The sequence below is a fragment of the Bradyrhizobium sp. 6(2017) genome (assembly GCF_011058295.2).
GTDB lineage: Bacteria > Pseudomonadota > Alphaproteobacteria > Rhizobiales > Xanthobacteraceae > Bradyrhizobium > Bradyrhizobium septentrionale.
On the sequence record NZ_CP049289.2, the window covers coordinates 297,928 to 310,829 of the forward strand.

Here is a 12,902-nt window from a genome sequence, read left to right on the forward strand (position 1 = left end):
CGCGTTTAGCGCGATGTCTGCGCGCCGCCGGCTGACGGCAGTGCCTGCACGGTGACGCCCGGCGGCGGCACGTCGTCGTCGGGCACGAAGAAGTCCGACATCAGCGGCACCGAGGGATCGACGCGGTAGCGTTCGAAATCGCGCACGCCGTTAGCGTAAAGCACCTTGTCGTCGATGCAGAAATGGCCGGTGAATTCGCGCGACGGCCGCGTGACGATCGCATAGGCCGCATCGCCCATGATCTCGGGCGTCCGGCTGGCGCGCATCATGGCGTCGCCGCCGAGCAGATTGCCGACCGCGGCGGTTGCGATCGTGGTGCGCGGCCACAATGCATTGACGGCGACGCCTGAAGATTTCAGCTCGCCGGCCAGCCCGAGCACGCACATGCTCATGCCGAATTTCGCCATCGTGTAGGCGGTCGAGTGCTCGAACCATTTGGTCTTCATGTCGAGCGGCGGCGACAGCATCAGGATGTGCGGGTTCTCCGCCTTCTTCAGATGCGGGATGCAGTATTTCGACACCATGAAGGTGCCGCGGGTATTGATTCCCATCATCAGGTCGAACCGCTTCATGTCGGTCGCCTGCGAGGTGGTCAGGCTGATGGCGCTGGCATTGTTGATGCAGATGTCGATGCCGCCGAATTCGCGGACCGTCTGCTCGATCGCGTCAATCACCTGCGCCTCGTCCCTGATGTCGCAGAGCACCGGCAGTGCCTTGCCGCCGGCGGCGCGGACGTCGTCGGCGGCGGTGTAGATCGTGCCTTTCAGCTTCGGATGCGGCTCGGCGGTCTTCGCCGCGATGGCGACATTGGCGCCGTCACGCGCGGCGCGAAGCGCGATCGCCAGCCCGATGCCGCGGCTCGCACCCGAGATGAACAGCGTCTTGCCTTTGAGCGATGTCATGAGAATGGCCTCCAGTTAGGGACGCACACTATCAGGGCTCCCTCCCCCCTTGCGGGGGAGGGTTGGGGAGAGGGGTAAGCCACACACACCGTCTTTGCGGCCACCCCTCTCCCTAGCCCTCCCCCGCAGGGGGGGAGGGAACGACGGAGCAAGCGGCAAGGCCATCGCGTCACCTCATTACGCTACCCACCCGCATGCAGCACACGCCCGCGCGTTTCCGGCAGCGCGTAGGCGGCGATGAAGAACACGCCGTAGGCGGCCACCGCGAAGATCGCGATCGCGTTGGCGAGCGTCGTCGTGGTCGAAAGCGCGCCGACCAGGAACGGGAACAGCGCGCCGATGCCGCGGCCGAAATTGTAGCAAAAGCCCTGGCCGGAGCCCCGCAGCCGGGTCGGATACAGCTCGGTCAGGAACGCGCCCATGCCGGAGAAATAGCCCGACGCAAAGAAACCGAGCGGGAAACCCAGCACCCACAGCACCTCGTTGGAGATCGGCAGCTGAGTATAGAGCAGCACGATCGCGATGGCGCCGATCGAGAAGATCAGGAACAGGTTGCGGCGGCCAATGCGGTCGGCGAGCCAGGCGCCCACCAGATAGCCGATAAACGAGCCGATGATCAGGGTTGCGAGATAGCCGGTCGAGCCGACCACCGAGAGCTTGCGCTCGGTGGTAAGGAAGCGCGGCACCCAGAAGGTGACGGCGTAGTAGCCGCCCTGCATCCCGGTGCCGACCAGCGAGGCCAGCAGCGTGGTCTTCAGGATCGGCCCGTGAAAGATCTCCCACAATGCAGCGGGTTTGCTGCCAGTCGCCTGCTGCTGCGCCATTGTCGCGGCCGAGATCTCGGGCTCGGTGACGTAGCGGCGCAGATAGAACACCAGCAGCGCCGGCAGCGCGCCGATCGCGAACATCCAGCGCCAGGCGTTTTCTGCAGGGAGGACCGAAAACAGGATCGCCTGCGCCAGCACCGCAAGGCCCCAGCCGATCGCCCAGCCCGACTGCACCGAGCCGACCGCGCGTCCCCGATATTGCGGCCGGATCGCTTCGCCGATCAGCACCGCGCCGGCCGCCCATTCGCCGCCGAAGCCGAGGCCGAGCAGCGCGCGGGCGATCAGCAGCTGGTCGAAATTCTGCACCACGGCGCAGACCAACGAGAAGAACGAGAACCAGATGATGGTGAGCTGCAGCGTCTTCACCCGGCCGATCCGGTCGGAGAGATAGCCGCCGAGCCAGCCGCCGACCGCGGACGCCAGCAGCGTCACGGTGCCGGCGAGGCCTGCGGTGCCGGGATCGACCTTCCACAGCGTGATGATGGTGCCGATCACGAGCGGATAGATCATGAAATCCATGCCGTCGAGCGTCCAGCCCGAGGCGCAGGCCCAGAACGTGCGCCGCTCCTGCAGGTTCATGTCGCGATAGAAGGCGAGGAGGCTGGTGTCCTCGATCTCTGCGACTTCCATCGATTTGGATTCGGCCGTGCTCATGCGCGTTCCCCGGAGAAATCTTTCACCGGCTCTTTGCATCCGCGGCCGGACTTGCGCGGATCGCCAATCTATCGCGATGTTGCCGGCCGGGCAAAGCCGCGTTTGCGTTAGCTTTTTGTTTTGACGCGTTTTCTTCGCGCGAACCGGTGTCCGCTTCGCTCGAAAACGCTCTCTAGTACCCCGCGGCCTCCGAGCCGCGCGTGCGCGGGTCCGGGGCGCCGAGCAGACCATTGGTCGTGACCACGATCGAGTTCGCGGAGGAGTAGCCGAGCGGCTCGACCGGTTTGTGGCCCTTGGCCTTCAACTCGGCCAGCACCTCGTCGGGGAAGCCTTTCTCGATCCGGACCTCGTCGGGCAGCCATTGGTGATGCATCCGCGGCGCGGCGACCGCGGCTGCGATATCCATCCTGTAGTCGATCACGTCGACGATGATCTGCGTCACAGCCGAAATGATCCGGCTGCCGCCGGGCGATCCCGTTACCAGCACCGGCTTACCGTCCTTCAGCACGATGGTCGGCGCCATCGACGACAGCGGGCGCTTGCCGGGTCCCGGCAGATTGGCCTCGAAGCCGACCAGGCCGAAGGCGTTGGAGGCGCCGGGCGCCGCGGTGAAATCGTCGAGCTCGTTGTTGAGCAGCACGCCGGTGCCGTCGGCGACAAGGCCGACCCCATAGGGGAAGTTCAGCGTGTAGGTGTTGCTGACGGCGTTGCCGCCGGCATCGACGACGGAATAATGCGTGGTGTTGTCGCCCTCGTGCGGCTGCTTCGCGTTGCGCACGTCGGTCCAGGGCGTGGCATGGGCGAGGTCGATGGTCGCGCGTTGCCTGGCGGCATAGGCCTTGTCGATCAGCAGCTGCGTCGGCGCGTCGACGAAGGCGGGATCGCCGAGATAGCGGGCGCGATCGGCATAGGCGCGCTTCATCGCCTCGATCATCACATGCAGCGAGGCGGCCGAGCCCTGCTTCATGTCGGACATCGGAAAGCCCTCGAGGATGTTGAGGATCTCCAGCAGCACGACGCCGCCGGAGGACGGCTGCGGCATCGAGACGATGTCGTAGCCGCGATAGCTGCCGCGGATCGGCGTGCGGATCACCGGCTGATAGGATTTCAGATCCTCGAGGCTGAAGATGCCGCCGGCATTCCTGATTCCTGCGACAAGCTTCTCGGCGACCGCGCCTTCGTAGAAGCCGCGCGGCCCCTGTCCGGCAATCGCCGTCAACGTTGCCGCGAGATCGCCCTGGATCAGGCGGTCGCCTTCACGCAGCGGCGTCCCGTCGGCATGCGAGAATGTCTTGGCCGAATTCGGCCAGCGCGACATGCGGCGATACATGTCACCCAGCGTGTCCGACGTGTCGTCGGTGACGATGAAGCCGTCGCGGGCGAGATCGATGGCGGGCTTGATGATCTGCGCCAGCGTGAACTTGCCGGAGCCGTATTTGTCCAGCGCCAGCGCGAGGCCTGCGACCGTGCCGGGCACGCCGATCGCGAGCGCGGAGTTGCGCGACTTGTCGGGATCGGGCTTGCCCTCAGCGTTCAGGAACATGTCGCGGGTTGCGGCCTGCGGCGCGGTCTCGCGATAGTCGATCGCGACTTCTTCATTGCGCCCGGCGAGATGGATCACCATGAAGCCGCCGCCGCCGATATTGCCAGCGCGCGGATAGGTCACCGCCATCGCAAAGCCGGTGGCGACCGCAGCGTCGACTGCATTGCCGCCCTGCCGCAGAATGTCGGCGCCAACCCGCGCCGCAAGCTTCTCCTGCGCCACCACCATGCCGTGTTCGGTGCGAATGCTTTGAATCGCATCGGTGGCCGAAGGCTCGTAGGCGCGACGCTGCACCTGGCCGAGGGCCGGCATCGCGATGCCAATTACCAGGAGAACGGCAAACAGCCGTCGCGACATCGTTGCCGTCAGCGCCATCGAAATGTCCTGCCCTGTTCATCGCGGTATCAGCAAACCGGCTCATGCTATATGGGAACGGATTGAAGCGGCAAAAGCCTGCCTGCGGTTCGACTTGAGGAATATGTTTCGCGATGACGGCAACAATGCAGACGGGCGCTGACGATGCGAAGGCCTACACCAAGGTCTATCCGGGCCGCGCAGCCGTCATCAGCTGGATCTTCTTCGACTGGGCTGCGCAGCCCTATTTCACGCTGATCACGACCTTCGTGTTCGCGCCATACTTCGCGAGCTTCGTCGCTCCTGATCCCGCAAGCGGGCAGGCGCTGTGGGGGTTTGCCACGGCAGCCGCAGGGCTGGCGATCGCGCTGCTGTCGCCGGTGTTAGGGGCGATCGCCGACGCCAGCGGACGCCGCAAGCCGTGGATCGCGGGCTTCGGCGCGCTGCTGGTGATCGGCGCCAGCGCGATGTGGATCGGCGAGCCCGGCAATCCCGACATCATCCCCGCGCTGCTGCTGGCCTATGCGATCGCGAGCGTCGGCGTCGAGTTCGCGACCGTCTTCAACAATGCGATGATGCCTACGCTGGTACCGCCCGACAGGATCGGGCGTCTGTCCGGCACCGGCTGGGCCACCGGTTATGTCGGCGGCATCCTGAGCCTCGTGCTGGTGCTCGGCTTCCTCGCCGCCAATGCCGAGACCGGCCGCACGCTGTTCGACTTCACGCCGCTGTTCGGTCTCGATCCCGTCATGCATGAGGGCGACCGCATCACCGGGCCGCTGACCGGGCTGTGGTTCATCATCTTCGTGACGCCGATGTTCCTGTTCACGCCGGACTATCCGGCGAAACGGCCGTTGCGCGAGGCGGTCGGCGCAGGCCTGCGCGGGCTCAGGGGGTCATTGACGAGCCTGCCCAAGCAGAAATCCTTGGCGCGGTTTCTGCTGGCGAACATGATCTACACCGACGGGCTGGTCTCGCTGTTCGCCTTCGGCGGCATCTATGCCGCCGGCACGTTCGGTTGGGACACGATCCGGATCGGCACCTTCGGCATCATCCTGGCGGTGGCCGGCACCTTCGGCGGCTGGCTCGGGGGCAAGCTCGACGATGCGTTCGGGCCGAAGCGCGTGATTACCTGCAGTCTTGTGATCCTGCTGTTTGCGATCGTCGTGATTCTGACCGTGAACAAGGATTCCATCCTGTTCATTCCAGTCGCGCCACCGGTGCCCGGTGGCCCGCTGTTCGCGGGCGCTGCCGAGCGCGCCTATATCGTGCTGGGCTGCCTGATCGGCGCCACCGGCGCGCCGCTGCAGGCGGCCTCGCGCTCGCTTCTGATCCGCCTCGCGCCGCAGGATCGCATCGCGCAGTATTTTGGCTTGTTCGCGCTCACCGGGAAGGTGACGTCGTTCATCGGCCCGCTGCTGATCGGCGCGATCACCGCGGCGACCGCGAGCCAGAAGGCCGGCATGGCCGTGCTGGTGGGGTTTTTCGTGGTGGGGTTGGTGTTGCTGGCGAAGGTGCGGGAATAGGTTGCTTCGTCATGCCCGGGCTTGACCCGGGCATCCATCGCCCTTCACGAATTTTTTCTTCAGGAGATGGATTGCCGGGTCAAGCCCGGCAATGACGATGCTGCGTCAGTGCCGGAAGTGCCGCACGCCGGTGAACACCATCGCGATGCCGTGTTCGTCCGCGGCCTTGATCACCTCGTCGTCGCGCATCGAGCCGCCGGGCTGGATCACCGCAGTCGCACCGGCCTCGATGCAGGCGAGCATGCCGTCGGCGAACGGAAAGAACGCGTCGGAGGCGACCACCGACCCCTTGGTCAGCGGCTCGGCGAGCTTCAGCTCGGCCGCCGCATCCAGCGCCTTGCGCGCGGCGATACGTGCGGAATCGACCCGGCTCATCTGGCCGGCGCCGATGCCGACGGTGGCGAGGTCCTTGGCATAGATGATGGTGTTCGACTTGACGTGCTTGGCGACGCGGAAGGCGAATTTGAGATCGCGCAGCTCGGCGTCGGTCGGCGCGCGCCTGGTCGCGACCTTCAGGTTCATGTCCTCGACCACCGCGTTGTCACGGCTCTGCACCAGGAGGCCGCCGGCGACGGTCTTGGCGGTGAGGCCGAGTGCGCGCGGATCGGGCAGCGCGCCCACAAGCAGCAGGCGCAGATTGCGCCGGCCGGCGATGATCGAGATCGCCTCCTCGGTCGCGTCGGGCGCGATGATCACCTCGGTGAAGATGCCGATGATGGCGCGCGCCGCGTCCGCGTCGAGCTTGCGGTTGACCGCGATGATGCCGCCATAGGCCGAGGTGGAATCGCAGGCGAGCGCGCGGGCATAGGCGGTGGCGAGATCGGGACCCTCGGCGACGCCGCAGGGATTGGCGTGCTTGACGATCACGCAGGCCGCGGTGCGCTGCGGATCGAACTCGCCGACGCATTCATAGGCCGCGTCGGTGTCGTTGATGTTGTTGTAGGACAGTTCCTTGCCCTGCAGCTGGCGTGCGGTCGCAACGCCCGGCCGCTTCTCCGGCGTGGCATAGAACGCCGCGGTCTGGTGCGGGTTCTCGCCATAGCGCAGCGACTGGATCAGCTTGCCGCCGAAGGCGCGGAAGTCCGGCGCCCTGGTGTCGAGCTGCACGGCAAACCAGTTCGAGATCGCGGCGTCATAGGCTCCGGTGCGGGCATAGGCCTTGGCGGCGAGCCGGCGGCGCAGGCCGAGCGAGGTCGCGCCCTTGTGCGCGGCGAGCTCGTCGAGCACCGCCTGGTAATCCTGCGCCTCGACCACCACGGCGACGTCGTCATGGTTCTTCGCCGCGGCGCGGATCATCGCGGGGCCGCCGATGTCGATGTTCTCGATGCACTCCTCGAAGCCGGCGCCTTTGTCGACGGTGGCCTCGAACGGATAAAGGTTGACGACCAGAAGGTCGATCGGGGCGATGCCGTGCGAGGCCATCGCCGCGGCATGTTCCTTGTTGTCGCGGATCGCGAGCAGGCCGCCATGCACCTTCGGATGCAGTGTCTTGACCCGGCCATCCATCATCTCCGGGAAACCGGTGAGCTCGGAGACGTCCTTGACCTTCAGCCCCGCCGCCGCGATCGCCTTGGCGGTGCCGCCGGTCGACACCAGCTCGACGCCATGGTCGGCCAACGCCCTGGCGAAATCGATCAGTCCGGTCTTGTCGGAAACGGACAACAGAGCGCGGGTCACGCGGCGAAGCTGTTCGGTCATTCTAGGAAATCCCTGGCTGTTAAGGCAGCCGGGTAGCATGGTTTGGTGCCCTACGAAACCGGTCTCCGGGGCCGATTCCCCCGAAATTGCGGATGATTGGGGCGAAATCGCTCGGCCCTGTCTAACCGTCACCCTGAGGAGCGCGGAGCGTGTCTCGAAGGGTCGACGGCCACCAGCCGGGCCGTGCATCCTTCGAGACGCGGCGTAAGCGCCGCTCCTCAGGACGACGGTCGGGAGTCGTTCGGTCGCCCTACAGCGGCAGTTCCGGCTCGCGGCGGGCGTTGCGGCGCGCGTTGGTGGCGGTGGCCGAGGTCGAGGAGCGCACGAAGCTCCAGCGGATGGTGGCGGCCTGCCTTGCGTCCTGCCGGATCACGATCTGGGAGGTGCGGCGCGGGCCATCATTGCCGGCCAGGAACACGCTGTCCTCGAGGTCGACCTTGTCGTCCAACGCCTCGAAGGTCCAGACGTCGCGGTTCGGCAGCACCAGCATCACGCCGCGGGCATCCGACAGCCGGCTCGCCTTCACCGAAGGGTGCAGATGGAAGCGCAGCGCGAAATCGGCCTCGCTGCCCTTGATGCGGCCGCCCGGCGCCGGCGACAGCGAGTCCTCGCCTTCGAGCCGGGTGCCATCCTGGGAGACCATCAGCACGCGGCGGTGGATCACACCGAAGCGCGAGAGATAGCCGTCATGCGAGGCGGTGAGCACGTCGCCGTCGGCGACCGCTTCGCGGTAGCTCTCGACATTGTTGGGGCCGCTGGTGATCGGCGCGCCGCGCAACAGCCGCTTCATCGCCGACAGCTCGACGAACTGGCACGACGAGGTGTCGCGATAGGTCAGCGTCGAATGCGCGGCGGTGGAACGTGCGAACGGCCGCCAATTGTCGCGCCCGGTCGACGGCATGCCGCAATTGACGACGATGCGGCTCGGCCCCGAGGAGAGCTCGAACGACAGGCAGCCGGCATGCGCATCCTGGCTGACGCTCGGCGGCGGCGGGGCGCCGGTGTCGATGATCAACGCCGTGCTGCCGGCATCGAGCCGTTGGAAGCCGCTATGCGGCATGCTCGCCATCGGCACGCCGCGGGTGTCGTCATAGGCGAGCAGCGTCGCGACCAGATCGGACGGCGCGGTCGACATGCCGTTGAACAGCGCGAAGCTGCCGTCGCCGTGACGGAAGAAGCGCAGCATCGGCATCATGCGGTCGATGGCGTTGAGCAGCGCCGGCGGCGGCGCGATATTCCGTGCAGCAAAGGTCTGGCGCAGCGGCAACAGATCGCTCAGCAGCTCGACCAGCGCGCCGGGATTGCGCGAGATGTGGCCGCCATCGGGCAGGATCTGGCGCTGCAATTCGTCCGACAGCTTGCGCGTGGTCGTCTTGATATTGCGCGCCTGGTTGGCGAGGCAGAGCGAGGCATAGCACAGCGCGATCAGGACCTGCAGGCGCGGCACGCCGTCATTGTCGAGGATGGAGTAGCGCAGATAGCGGATCTCGCGCGCCAGCCCGCGCAGATATTTGCGGTAGAATTTTCCGTCGGTATCGCCGAGCACCAGCGGTGCCTGCGACAACAGCGAGATCACGCGCCGCGCGCGGACATCGGCGCGGCGCTCCAGCGGCCGCCTGCGCGCCTGGTTGGAGATCCAGTCGTCGACCAGCGAGCGGGCATTGGCGCGGGTCAGCGCGGTGTCGGCGGCGCGCAGATGGCGCAGCCAGCCGAAGCCGAGCAGGGCGGCTTCCCAATCCTCCGACGGCGGCTCGAGGTCGAAGATCGAGCGGCCGTGGCAGGTGACGATCTTGCCGGCGAAGACGAATCGCCCGGCATAGATCTCGGCGGCGCGGGTGGCGTCGGCGGTCCTCAGATCATGCGGGGCGATGATCAGCCGGTCGGTGCGGCCGGGCCACAGCCGCGACAGCGCAACCGTGCTCCCGCTGGCGCGCGCGATCACGCTGCGCGCGAAGCGGCCAGCAATCAGCGTCGAGATGCGTCTGCTTTGAGCGACCGACACGCCTAACCTTGCGGGGAGGGAATTTTCAACGAATCCTTATTTAATCCGGAAATGCGGCCAAGACACCCTCTTGATACCGCACGAATCACTTCGAGCTTAGAAGACTGAAGTTTAAAATCAGGACTTAACCAGCCTGGCGGCGTAAAACCCGTCCAGCCCGCCCAGCCGTGGGTCGGCGTTGGGCAGATGGCAGGGCAGGGTGCGCAGATCGCCGTCGGCGGTAATGATGTCGTCGAGGCCGGCGACCTCGTCCTTCTCGACCGGCGCACGGCGCAGGCCTGATTCGCTCGCCAGCAGCGCGGCGATCGCCTGCTCGCCTTCTTCCGGCTCCAGCGAGCAGGTGCAGTAGACCAGCGTGCCGCCCGGCTTCAGCAGATTGGTGGCCTTTTGCAGCAGCCGCTTCTGCAGGGCCGATAGCGCCGCGATATCGCCTTCCTGGCGCAGCCAGGCGACGTCGGGATGGCGGCGGATGGTTCCGGTCGAGCTGCAGGGTGCGTCGACCAGAATACCGTCGAAGCTTCCGGCCGCCGCGGGCCATTCGGCGGCGTCGGCGACGATCGTCTCGGCCTCCAAGGCCAGCCGCGTGAGATTGTCGCGCAGCCGCGCGACCCGCGCCGGCGAGCGGTCGATCGCGGTGACGTGTGCGCCTGCAAGCGCGAGCTGGGCGGTCTTGCCGCCGGGCGCCGCGCAGAGGTCGGCGATCGTCTTGTCCTTGATGTCGCCAAACAGGCGCACCGGCAGCGCGGCGGCGGCGTCCTGCACCCACCAATGGCCTTCGGCAAAACCCGGCAGCATCGTGACGGAACCCTGCAGCAGCGTGCGCACGGTTCCCGTCGGCAGCGTCTCGCCATGCAGACGGCTCGCCCATTGCGGCGCGTCCGACTTCACCGTGAGGTCGAGCGACGGCTCATGGCCGAGCGCCAGCGCCATGTCGCGCGCGGTGGCTTCGCCGTAATGCGCGTTCCAGCGCGCCAGCATCCATTGCGGCAGGTCCAGCGTCTGCGCGCTGGTCTCATCGATCAGGCCCTGGCCCTCGCGCGCGCAGCGGCGCAGCACGGCGTTGACGAGCCCGGCATATTTCGCCGCACGCCGGTCCGACTGCACCAGCCGCACCGAGAGATCGACCGCGGCGTGATCCGGCACATCCATCCAGAGAATCTGCGCGGCGCCGATCAGCAGCGCGCTCTGCGCACGCGGCGCATCGGTCGGGATGCCGCGATCGAGCAGGCGCGACAGCAGATGGCCGAGCGTGCCGAGTTTACGCAGTATGGTCGAGACCAGCCGGCGCATCAGCGCGCGATCGCGATCGGCGAGCGATTTCAGGCCGGGATGCGCGCCGGCGCCGTCGAGCTGATCGTCGAGCGTGCGGTGCTTGTGCAGCACGCCGTCGAGGATGTCGGCCGCGATACGGCGTGCCGCGAGACCGGGGACTTCGGCAGGAACTGCAAATCTTGAAGGGGGCATGAAGCGGAGATATCTCGAAGGTGCTGGAGTTACATTCGGCTCATGCCCATCAACTCGAGAACACCTCTGGCATGCGAATATGCCAAATGTAAGAATCACCCTGCGGGATTTCGCGATCGTGATGTCGTCACTGAGCCAACACAGAGATACGAAAACCGCAGGCAGAAAGTTTTGCCAAGAAAGTCTGCCATGTCTGAGAAATCTGCGTCTGAGAAATCTGCGTCCGAGAAATCTGCATCGTCGCCGGAACCCGCGACGCACAAGCCGCTGACGCCGGCGGCGCAGCGCGCGCTCGCCGAGGCCGAAGCGCGGCGCAAGGCTGCCGAGAAGCTAGCCGCGCAGGAAGCGGCCGCACGGCCGAAGGAATACCAGGGTCCGAAGGGGCCGGAACCGACGCGTTACGGCGATTGGGAGACCAAGGGCATCGCCTCGGACTTCTGAGAGCCGGACTTCTTAAGGGTTTTGCGGAGAGTCTTGCCCGGCGTCTCGACTCAGGCCAGTCTGGGAATATGTCCCCATACGAGAGAATAAATCCTTATCGTGGGACGGGACGTCCGCCCTTCCGACGGTCGCCTTGGGGCCGGCGCGTCTCGGCGGCGCTGCCCTGGGTGTTCGTGCTCGGCATCGCCGTCGGCAGCATGCTTCCGATCCGCCAATGGGTGCCTCAATGGGTACCGTCGCATTGGCCGTTGAACCGGTCGCACGATACTGACGTGATCTGGCAACGTGCCGGTGCGCTGACGTCAGGCACAGCATTGATGTCATCAGGACGATCGATGGCGACACCTTCGAGGCGCGGGTGCATCTCGCGCCGGGGCCTTATCTTACACACGGGTCCGGTTGCGCGGCATCGACGCGCCGGAGCTGAAGGCATCCTGTCAGCGCGAACTGCAAATGGCGGAAGCGGCAACTGTCGCGCTGCGCGATCTGCTCGGCCAGGGCGATGTCGCGATCTACAATATCGGTCCCGACAAATATCAGGGACGCGTTGTCGCCGACGTTGCGACGAAGAAGACCGAAAACGTCTCGGCTGCGCTGCTCGCATCCGGCCATGCGCGCGCCTACAATGGTGGCCACCGCTTCGGCTGGTGCGGAAATTTGATCCGCTAAGCGACAGCGGTTACCGCTGCCACGGTACCGGATCGGCAAACAAAAAGCCGCGCGGATGCGCGGCTTTTTCCTCGCGAGCTTTTGCGGAAATCAGCGGGTGACGACGACCGTCGTGCCGACCGAGACGCGCGAATAGAGATCGGTAATGTCGTCGTTCAGCATGCGGATGCAGCCGTAGGACACGAAGCCGCCGACCGAGCCCGGCCTGTTGGTGCCGTGGATGGCATATTCGCCGCCGGTCAGCGTCATCGCGGCCACGCCCATCGGATTGGCCGGCGAACCGCCTGCGATCACGTTCGGGATGCTCGGCTTGTCGCGCTTGACCTCTGCGGGCGGCGACCAGGCCGGGTAGCGATACTTGCCGTCGATCCGTGTGGTGCCGGCCCACTGCTTGCCGGACCTGCCGACGCCGACCGGATAGCGCACCGCGTGGCCGGAATCGAGAATGAGATACAGCCGCCGCTCGTTGGTCCTCACCACGATGGTGCCCGGCTCATAGGCATCGCCGTGCATTCCCACCATTTCCGGCCGCGCTTCGGCCGTCTGCGACATCGAAACAACAGCACCAAGGGTGGCAGCCAGCGCCACCGCAATCTTCAACGACATCAACCTCTCCACTTCCCAACGGCCCCGACGAGGGGGCCAAAAACGAAGGTGCAGAGCCCTGAAAAAACCGGGCTCGCTGGTCTCGCGCACGCAATATTAACCGCGTGTCTTAACCGGATGGTTTTCATCGCGGCCGCGAGACACGTCCTGATGGCCGGAGAGAAGAAAAAGTTCGGATTAAAGTAAATGACCTGAAAACAACACTTGGCCGCAAAC

Annotated in this window: 9 protein-coding genes and 1 pseudogene; 3 read left to right on the forward strand and 7 right to left on the reverse strand. The window is 66.0% G+C overall.

The genetic code is table 11. The annotated features are described in order from the left end of the window. Positions 1 to 5: 5 nt before the first annotated feature. From G6P99_RS01410 to ggt, 3 genes are all read right to left on the reverse strand, one after another. Entirely contained in the window at positions 6 to 902 is an 897-nt protein-coding gene (locus G6P99_RS01410) for an SDR family oxidoreductase (RefSeq protein WP_029080915.1), read from the reverse strand. A 182-nt stretch (positions 903 to 1,084) separates the two neighbouring features. Continuing rightward, on the reverse strand, positions 1,085 to 2,383 hold the full coding sequence (locus G6P99_RS01415; RefSeq protein WP_029080914.1) for an MFS transporter: 1,299 nt from the start codon (positions 2,381 to 2,383) through the stop codon (positions 1,085 to 1,087). A 172-nt stretch (positions 2,384 to 2,555) separates the two neighbouring features. Beyond that, positions 2,556 to 4,301, reverse strand: a complete 1,746-nt coding sequence (gene ggt / locus G6P99_RS01420) for a gamma-glutamyltransferase (protein WP_029080913.1) — start codon at positions 4,299 to 4,301, stop codon at positions 2,556 to 2,558. A 125-nt stretch (positions 4,302 to 4,426) separates the two neighbouring features. Between ggt and G6P99_RS01425 the strand changes: the two genes are divergently transcribed. Then, positions 4,427 to 5,806: an MFS transporter gene (locus G6P99_RS01425; protein ID WP_029080912.1), complete on the forward strand. Its 1,380-nt coding sequence runs from the start codon at positions 4,427 to 4,429 to the stop codon at positions 5,804 to 5,806. Positions 5,807 to 5,911: 105 nt separating this feature from the next. On the opposite strand, the gene purH is transcribed toward G6P99_RS01425, so the two are convergent. From purH to G6P99_RS01440, 3 genes are all read right to left on the reverse strand, one after another. Next, the gene (gene purH, locus G6P99_RS01430) at positions 5,912 to 7,504 is read right to left on the reverse strand and encodes a bifunctional phosphoribosylaminoimidazolecarboxamide formyltransferase/IMP cyclohydrolase (protein WP_165127035.1); all 1,593 of its coding nucleotides are present in this window, start codon (positions 7,502 to 7,504) and stop codon (positions 5,912 to 5,914) included. A 250-nt stretch (positions 7,505 to 7,754) separates the two neighbouring features. Then, on the reverse strand, positions 7,755 to 9,506 hold the full coding sequence (locus G6P99_RS01435; RefSeq protein WP_051346216.1) for a heparinase II/III family protein: 1,752 nt from the start codon (positions 9,504 to 9,506) through the stop codon (positions 7,755 to 7,757). A 117-nt stretch (positions 9,507 to 9,623) separates the two neighbouring features. Beyond that, complete coding sequence (locus G6P99_RS01440) at positions 9,624 to 10,970, reverse strand: RsmB/NOP family class I SAM-dependent RNA methyltransferase (protein WP_029080909.1); 1,347 nt, start codon at positions 10,968 to 10,970, stop codon at positions 9,624 to 9,626. 189 nt (positions 10,971 to 11,159) lie between these two features. On the opposite strand from G6P99_RS01440, the gene G6P99_RS01445 reads away from it, so the two are divergent. Then, positions 11,160 to 11,411, forward strand: a complete 252-nt coding sequence (locus G6P99_RS01445) for a DUF1674 domain-containing protein (protein ID WP_084518456.1) — start codon at positions 11,160 to 11,162, stop codon at positions 11,409 to 11,411. 68 nt (positions 11,412 to 11,479) lie between these two features. After that, positions 11,480 to 12,080, forward strand: a pseudogene (locus tag G6P99_RS01450) (thermonuclease family protein). Positions 12,081 to 12,170: 90 nt separating this feature from the next. Here G6P99_RS01450 and G6P99_RS01455 read toward each other — a convergent pair. Further along, positions 12,171 to 12,686, reverse strand: coding sequence for a L,D-transpeptidase (locus G6P99_RS01455; RefSeq protein WP_029080908.1), 516 nt, complete (start codon positions 12,684 to 12,686; stop codon positions 12,171 to 12,173). Positions 12,687 to 12,902 lie beyond the last annotated feature (216 nt).

What these genes read in the sequence shown, in the direction of transcription:
- G6P99_RS01410 (WP_029080915.1), bottom strand. Translation starts at nt 902, where the DNA reads ATGACATCGCTCAAAGGCAAGACGCTGTTCATCTCGGGTGCGAGCCGC.
- G6P99_RS01415 (WP_029080914.1), bottom strand. Translation starts at nt 2,383, where the DNA reads ATGAGCACGGCCGAATCCAAATCGATGGAAGTCGCAGAGATCGAGGAC.
- ggt (WP_029080913.1), bottom strand. Translation starts at nt 4,301, where the DNA reads ATGGCGCTGACGGCAACGATGTCGCGACGGCTGTTTGCCGTTCTCCTG.
- G6P99_RS01425 (WP_029080912.1), top strand. Translation starts at nt 4,427, where the DNA reads ATGCAGACGGGCGCTGACGATGCGAAGGCCTACACCAAGGTCTATCCG.
- purH (WP_165127035.1), bottom strand. Translation starts at nt 7,504, where the DNA reads ATGACCGAACAGCTTCGCCGCGTGACCCGCGCTCTGTTGTCCGTTTCC.
- G6P99_RS01440 (WP_029080909.1), bottom strand. Translation starts at nt 10,970, where the DNA reads ATGCCCCCTTCAAGATTTGCAGTTCCTGCCGAAGTCCCCGGTCTCGCG.
- G6P99_RS01445 (WP_084518456.1), top strand. Translation starts at nt 11,160, where the DNA reads ATGTCTGAGAAATCTGCGTCTGAGAAATCTGCGTCCGAGAAATCTGCA.
- G6P99_RS01455 (WP_029080908.1), bottom strand. Translation starts at nt 12,686, where the DNA reads ATGTCGTTGAAGATTGCGGTGGCGCTGGCTGCCACCCTTGGTGCTGTT.